The sequence below is a fragment of the Kitasatospora sp. NPDC056327 genome, assembly GCF_042261735.1.
Taxonomy (GTDB): domain Bacteria; phylum Actinomycetota; class Actinomycetes; order Streptomycetales; family Streptomycetaceae; genus Kitasatospora.
The window spans coordinates 1-4,280 of the sequence record NZ_JBHJRC010000452.1 but is presented as its reverse complement, the minus strand read 5'-3'; the positions used below and the strand labels follow the sequence as shown (position 1 = coordinate 4,280).

Annotated in this window: 3 protein-coding genes; all 3 read right to left on the bottom strand. The window is 72.7% G+C overall.

The window, feature by feature from the left end; genetic code table 11:
- Window positions 1-394: 394 nt before the first annotated feature.
- Window positions 395-1,105 carry a hypothetical protein gene (locus ACFCX4_RS35045; RefSeq protein WP_376151323.1) on the bottom strand — a complete coding sequence of 237 codons (711 nt, stop codon included), beginning with the start codon at window positions 1,103-1,105 and terminating at the stop codon, window positions 395-397.
- A 209-nt stretch (window positions 1,106-1,314) separates the two neighbouring features.
- The gene (locus ACFCX4_RS35040) at window positions 1,315-2,727 is read right to left on the bottom strand and encodes a cellulose binding domain-containing protein (RefSeq protein ID WP_376151321.1); all 1,413 of its coding nucleotides are present in this window, start codon (window positions 2,725-2,727) and stop codon (window positions 1,315-1,317) included.
- Between the two features lie 341 nt (window positions 2,728-3,068).
- Window positions 3,069-4,076 carry a hypothetical protein gene (locus ACFCX4_RS35035; RefSeq protein ID WP_376151319.1) on the bottom strand — a complete coding sequence of 336 codons (1,008 nt, stop codon included), beginning with the start codon at window positions 4,074-4,076 and terminating at the stop codon, window positions 3,069-3,071.
- Between the last annotated feature and the right edge of the window lie 204 nt (window positions 4,077-4,280).

Genomic DNA, 4,280 nt, shown 5'->3' with positions numbered 1-4,280 from the left:
GCGCAGGAAGTCGGCCGGTCCGACTTCCTGCGCAACGCCCCCGTGTTCCCGGGGCCGCCGGTTGCCGGCCCCGGTGGTGGAGCCGGGGGCTCAGTTCTTCGTGGGCTTGGGGTGTTCCCCGCCGCCGCCCGGGTCCTGGGGCTTCTCGTGCACTCCCACTGGCCACTCCTCCCGTGTGCCGGACATCGGCGCCCATCCTGGCTGTTCGGACCGGGGTGGCGGAAGCGGGGTGCGGGGGCGCGTACGGGGCGCGCGGGGGAGTGAATGGCCGTGGGTGGGTGTCGGCCCGGGCGGTGGCGGTCGCGGCCGGAGGACCGGGCGTGGGGCGGATGCGTGGGGCGGCTGCTCCACGCCGGGGGCCGTGAGGGCACGGGGTGTCCGGTGGGAGCGGGGGTCAGAAGCGGATGTCGGGGGCCTGGAGGACGATGCGGAGGTTCTCGGCGGCGCGGTCCGCCTCGACCTCGGGGCGGAGCCAGACGTTCTGGACGAGGTCCTCCTCCTCGCTTCCGGAGATGTGCACCCACAGGAGCAGGCCCCAGATCACCGTCGGCTCGTAGCCGGGCAGTTGGCCGCCGAAGCCGATCGGGACCGCGACGCCGATGCGGGCGGGCGGGGGCCGGTCGAAGTCGGGCGGGGCGAAGTCGGAGGCGTCCTCGCCGGCGAGGACGACGGGGGTGTCGGTCACCTTGAGCCAGTGGACCTCCAGGCCGTCGGCGATCCGGCCGAGGGCGACGGTGAGCCAGCCGCGGACCGTCTCCTCGGGGTCGGGCAGCCAGTTCAGCGGGCCGGTGGGGTCGGTGGCGCGGGTGAGGTCGTCCTTCGGGGGGCCGAAATGCTCGTTCTCGACGGCCTCGCCGATGACGTTGCCGTCCCGGTCCAGCTTCCACCAGCGCCGGATCGACTCGGGCGGGGCCCAGCTCTCGGAGGAGTACTCGCCCGCGACCTCGTAGATCCAGGAGCCGTCCTCCGTGCCGGGCGGCCTCGGCGGGTCCTGCGGCCCGGCCGGGCGCATGGTGCCGCGCGGCGGTGCGTCCTGCGGCGAGTCCTGCGGTGCCTCCTGCGCGGCGGCCGACCGGTCGCGGCGCCTGCGGCCGAAGATCCCCATCCGTGTTCCTTCCCCCTCGATTGCGGGAGATCCTTCCCCGGATGCGGCCCCGGTACGACAGTCCGGCGCAACTCGCCCTTCCCGCCGCGGGCTTGAAGCCGAACGGGCGGGGCGGTGCCCGGCCGCCCGGGAGGGGCGGCCGGGCCGGAGCGCAAGCGGGACCGGGGATCGGGACCAGGCGTCAGGGAGCGGGAGCCAGGGAGGGGGAGTCAGGGAGCGGGGACGGTGTCGGTGAAGGTCGTGCCGGCGGCCCGGTAGCCGGCGACGGCGGCGCGGACCTGGGCCGGGGTCAGCGCCCGGTCCTTGACGTGCAGGACGTAGTCCACCTGCTCCTCGTAGGCGCGGGTCTCGGTGCCGGTGTGGCCGACGAGGTCGGTGAGCCACTGGTTGAAGGCGATCACCATCGGCCGCTCGGGCAGGTAGCGGGCGTCGTGGCGGGCGAACTCGATGCCGTCGACGTAGTAGACGATGTTGCTGTCGTCGATGGTCAGCACCAGGTCGTGCCAGCCGGCGAACGACGTCCGGGCGGTGGTGTAGGTGTTGTCGGAGCGGTCGGGACCGGTGGTCTCCCAGGAGGTGGCGAAGAAGATGTTCGAGGTCTCGCCCCAACCGCCGTTGGGGAGGTACTCGAAGTCGTACTCGGCGTAGTCGTCTGCGTACGGGCCCGTGAGGTCGTTGATCGCGAAGAAGCTCTGCACCAGGTGGTCGCCGTCGGGGCCCGTCACCGGGGCGTCGGCGAAGCGGACCCGGGCGGCGTAGGTGCCGTTGCGGAACTTCATGGCCCGGCTGTGGAATTCGCTCTGCCGGGTGGTCTCGGGGGTACCGGCGGTGGTGGTTCGCAGGGTCATCACCGAGTTCCCGCCGGCCTCGGTGGCGAAGGTGATGTTCTCGGGCGCCCAGCTCGCCGGACCGCCGACGCCCGGACCGCCGCCGCCGGAGCGCGCGTTCCAGCCGTGGGCGGCGAGCGCCGGGTCGTCGTGGCCCTTGTAGTCGAGGTCGTCGAAGAGCGCCGGGCCGGCGGGGATCGCGGACCCGGCGGGGGAGACGCCCCACACCGGGACGCCGGCCACGCTGGCGGTGACCTTGCTCCAGTTCGCGTACGCGGTCTGGGTGGCGCCGAAGGAGTAGTCGTCGCCCTGGACGACGGACTGCCAGTCGATGCGGTGGAGGCGCAGCTGGAGGTCCCCGCTGTCGGCGCCGGGCGCCACGGTGCCGGCGGCCGCGGTGAAGCCGATCTCCAGGTAGCGGTCGGCGGCGGCGCCCGGCTCGTTGATGGTGCCGATGGTGCCGGTGACGTTGCCGCAGCCCCGGACGGCCCAGTCGCAGGCGAAGCGGTAGGCGGCGAACGGGCTGTCGGCCCGGAAGTAGTAGCGCAGCTTGACCTGCTCCAGGGCGAGTGGCGCGGAACCGGTGTTGACGACCTTGAGCCACGGCGAGGCCTGGGCGGACCCGCTGCCGCCGTTGCGGTACTGCACGGCCAGCGGCTCGCCGGCGGCGGCGGCCGGCAGGGTGCCGAGCACGCCGGCGCCGAGCCCGGCGGCGACGGCTGCGGCGGTGACCGCCGCGCGAACGCGCGGGCGGCGGCGGGTGGTTCGGGCGCTCACGGGGGGCGTGGGGGGCATGGCGCTTCCTCTCCTGGCGTGGGGGTACGGCACGCGGCACCGGCGGAGGGGAGCCCGGCCTCACCTCGGGGTCCGGCGGTGGGGGGAGGAGGAGGCAGTGGGCCGCGCGATCAGAAAGTGGCATAGACCAATTTCGCCGTCAACCCCGCCCCGGCCGATCGGCCGGAACGCGGGCCTCCGCCGTGCGCAGTGGCTGATTGTGCCTGTTCGGAGGGCCCGGACGGCGGCACGGCACCACGGCACGGCACGGCACCACGAGCACGGCACCACGAACACGGGAGCACGGGAAGTCGGACCGGCCGACTTCCCGTGCTCCCGTTCCGCGGCCACCCGGCCGGAGGTCAGAACTGACGCGAGGGCTTCCAGTTGACCACCCCGTTGAACTGCGTCGCCAGGAGGTAGACCGTGGTGGCGTAGGCGACCAGCGAGATCGCGCCGAAGACGGCGTGGGTGTTCTCGGAGTCCCAGCCGTTCTGCCAGCCGCCGTTCGCCCAGATCGAGGTGAGCGCGATCTCGTGGCTGCCCTGCCGGCGGACGGCCACCTGGCCGCGGCCGTTGTTGGTCATCGCGACGGCCGGCGGCCCGTCGGTGGCGACCCCGGCGTAGATGTCGTGACCCCACCACCAGGGCTGGCCGTAGGTCTGGCGGATGAGGTTCACCTGGTTGTCCGTCCCGCGCCAGGCGAGGGCGATGATGTTGGTGTTCGTGCTGAACGCGAGCGCGGGCGGCGAGTCGCTGCGCGCGTCGGTGACCCGCACGGGGTTGTCCCACAGGTTGCTCGTGCCGTCGAAGAACTGGCCCCAGATCTCGTTGCTGCTGGAGCCGCGGAAGGCCAGGTACATGCTGTTGTTCGGCAGCCCGACGACGGAGACGGGGAAGTTGTTGGGCGTGGCCGCGCCCTGCGGCACCTGGTTCCACGGCTGCTGGATGTTGGCGATGTTGCCGTTCCCGCCGGTCACCACGTACGTGTAGTAGATGTACCCGTTGGTACCGGTGTGGAACACCCGGAACGCCGAGTTCGTGGTGCTGTTGGAGTGCGACCACTCGACGGCCGGCGGGGCCAGCGTGGTGGCGCCCGGCATCCGGACCACGGTGCCGTGGTTGAGGGCGAGGTAGACGTTGTTGTCGTACCCGCGCCAGACCTGGATGAGGACGTTGGTGTTGGGGTCGCGGGTCTCCACCATGCCGCCGTTGGTCTGGACGATCGAGTTGTTCTCGATCTCCTGCCCCCAGTCGACGCCCTCGCCGGGCTGGGCGGCGGAGGCCTGGGAGTTGGCCAGGAAGAGGACGGACAGGGCGGTCATCAGGGCTACGACGGTGGTCCGCCAGCGCTTCGACGCGAGGTTCACTCGGGGCTCCGGGGTCGGTCGTTCGGGGTGGGTCGGGGACACTCCGACCCTGCTCCCCGGTCACCCCTCCCGGCATCCGTCATTTGACTGCGGCAGTGCGGCAGCGCGGTGCCGTAGACGCGGACGCGCTTGCGGGTGTCGCCGACGGCCAGGACGTAGCCAGCGGCTTCCCAGCCGCGGAGATCATGAAGCTCACCGTTGCCC